We start from the raw sequence: 2,339 nt of genomic DNA on the forward strand, positions 1-2,339 counted from the left end.
ACTTATTTTTAATCGCTGTGTTTTTCAGCGACCATTTCATCTTATCATTTTCTTTATAAGAAGTCAATAGTTTTTATTGTGTCATTTCTTCTAGCGATTCAGCTATAAGCAATGAAGTTTTGCATTTGTTTTCTTAATGCTTATTTATATTAATCCTTTTCAGTTTCAAAGTCAACACATTTAAGTGAAATACCTTATTATAATTTATTAGGATAATAATGTTCCTCCTCCATTGGATAACAAGTACCACTGACAGTACTCTTTAAGGGAAGGATTATCCCTCCACTCTTCATTTATACACAATAAGCTTTCAATGTTAATCAAGGACAATTATTACTTTCTACCATAAAGGGATAGCCTTTTAAATAAGGAGCAAATAATTTCTATATAGAGCCTTAGTCAGATATTACACACCACTCTTGTTACTCTTGCAGATATCATTCTAATATCACAATTATGAAACAAGTAAGCTGACATGAGTCTATATTAATATTAAAGGTCCATATCTAAGGTTAATGGAGAATCCCCTTATTGAACTTATGCTAGAGAGCTGCACCAGGGGCGTAAATGAAACGAGTTCTCCTAATGTGAATGCTTAATATCCTTACACTCTGATTATACAGCTTAACTTATTAAGCGAATTTAAGTTACTTCTAACTCAAATATAACTCTTAAAACAGTCAGAGGGCATTACCCATTTACATGATACGGTGAAATTAATAACAAACGGTTCGTATTATGTTATAGGCTGTGTTAAAGATAAGGGTTGATTTTCGTAAGGGAATATTGTTTGTGAAATGTTACGCTTAAACTAACGAGGCAGTTTAGTTGAAGAAGGAGGACTTTTTATTAACTTAAAGAATAATAATTATTTTAGATCTATTAAGGGGGATTGTATATGCAATTAACAGACCCTACAACTTTTACAGAATGGGTGCAGCCACATTCGATAGAATGGTATAAACAACTTAGTGACATTCAGGGTAAATACATATATTCTTGGAATTCTACACTTACAGAGCCTAACGGAGAATCAATATTTGATAAAGAAGTAACTAAAACCACAGTTGTAAGGAAAGTATTGGATATTGGATGTGGACACGGCGAGCTAACAAATGAATGTGGCTCGGTAGCAAAAGAAATAATAGGGTTTGATGTAACAGCTTACAAGTTAGGCTAAAAGATAAAAAACCAAATGTATCTTTTGTTTTAGGAAATATAAAAAATGGATTGCCTTTTGAAATGGATGAATTTGATTGTGCATACATAAGGAAAGGTCCTACATCCGCATATCCATACCTTAAGAAAGTTATAAAAAGTGGTGGCAAAATAATTGGTCTCCATCCTGGAGATGAGACAAATAAAGAATTACCCCTTTTATTTCCTAACCTCTTTGATTCTTCAATAGGAACTCCAATCTTAAATCTCATTAATCATAGAATTGATATTAGTAAGTTCTCTCACTCTAAGATTGAAGCAATAAATAGTACAGAGTATATTCACTCCCCATTGGATGTTTTAAAATTACGTTGTTTCGGTCAACACCCTTCCATTTATGAAACTTTAAAAGAAAAAAACTTGTATGAAGTATCTAAGATTTTCGAGCAAAATGCCACAAAAGATGGCTTACCTATAACATTTTCTTGTTATATAGTTCGAGCAACTGTTTAATATTTTCTTTTCTGCTTCTTATAGAACTAGCAGGGGCTTTAAAGTTATAAGTCCTGGAGTTGATCTTTTTTTAGAAAATCTAAAAGGAGCTGATCTAATAGCCAGTTTTATTGACTATTACGCGCAGCTCCTCTCAATTCATTATTTTAATCTTAAATTCCAATCAGGAAGATTTTGAGTTAGGTCTTTGAAATCTATAATTAATATCATGTTGAATAGAGCGTTATAAATTACTGTTTATATGCTCATTACTTTCATTATTGAGTCTACCTTCATTAATAAAAAATAACCCGCAGTATAAGGGGTACAGATAATATTTAATTTGTTACGTAATATAGACCATCGTTTATAAAAAACACAGCACTTTAAATATGAGAATAAGGTTTTTTTAATATATGAGTGTGTAGAAAGGGATAAAACTTTGGAAGTCCCCTCTACCTTATAACGTAATTTGTAAAACTATTGCTAAAATAAGATATGAATTTAATTTTTTATTTATAGGTAAAGCTCTTTCCCTCTACAAAAGTAACCCATGTTCCATTTTTATTGAGAACACAAAAAAGGCCAGCCTAGTGGCTGACCTTGAAATGGCTTGGCGGCGTCCTACTCTCACAGGGGGAAACCCCCAACTACCATCGGCGCTGAAGAGCTTAACTGCCGTGTTCGGA

The 2,339-nt window shown here is 32.4% G+C and carries 2 protein-coding genes and 1 rRNA gene; 2 read left to right on the forward strand and 1 reads right to left on the reverse strand.

The window, feature by feature from the left end; genetic code table 11:
• Window positions 1-898 precede the first annotated feature (898 nt).
• Complete coding sequence (locus ACQKL6_RS20685; RefSeq protein ID WP_427651835.1) at window positions 899-1,180, forward strand: hypothetical protein; 282 nt, start codon at window positions 899-901, stop codon at window positions 1,178-1,180.
• 62 nt (window positions 1,181-1,242) lie between these two features.
• Window positions 1,243-1,671 carry a hypothetical protein gene (locus ACQKL6_RS20690; RefSeq protein ID WP_427651837.1) on the forward strand — a complete coding sequence of 143 codons (429 nt, stop codon included), beginning with the start codon at window positions 1,243-1,245 and terminating at the stop codon, window positions 1,669-1,671.
• A 590-nt stretch (window positions 1,672-2,261) separates the two neighbouring features.
• On the opposite strand, the gene rrf is transcribed toward ACQKL6_RS20690, so the two are convergent.
• Window positions 2,262-2,339: ribosomal RNA gene (gene rrf / locus ACQKL6_RS20695) — 5S ribosomal RNA — on the reverse strand; the annotation flags it as partial.

Source organism: Peribacillus sp. NPDC097197 (assembly GCF_050278025.1).
GTDB lineage: Bacteria > Bacillota > Bacilli > Bacillales > DSM-1321 > Peribacillus.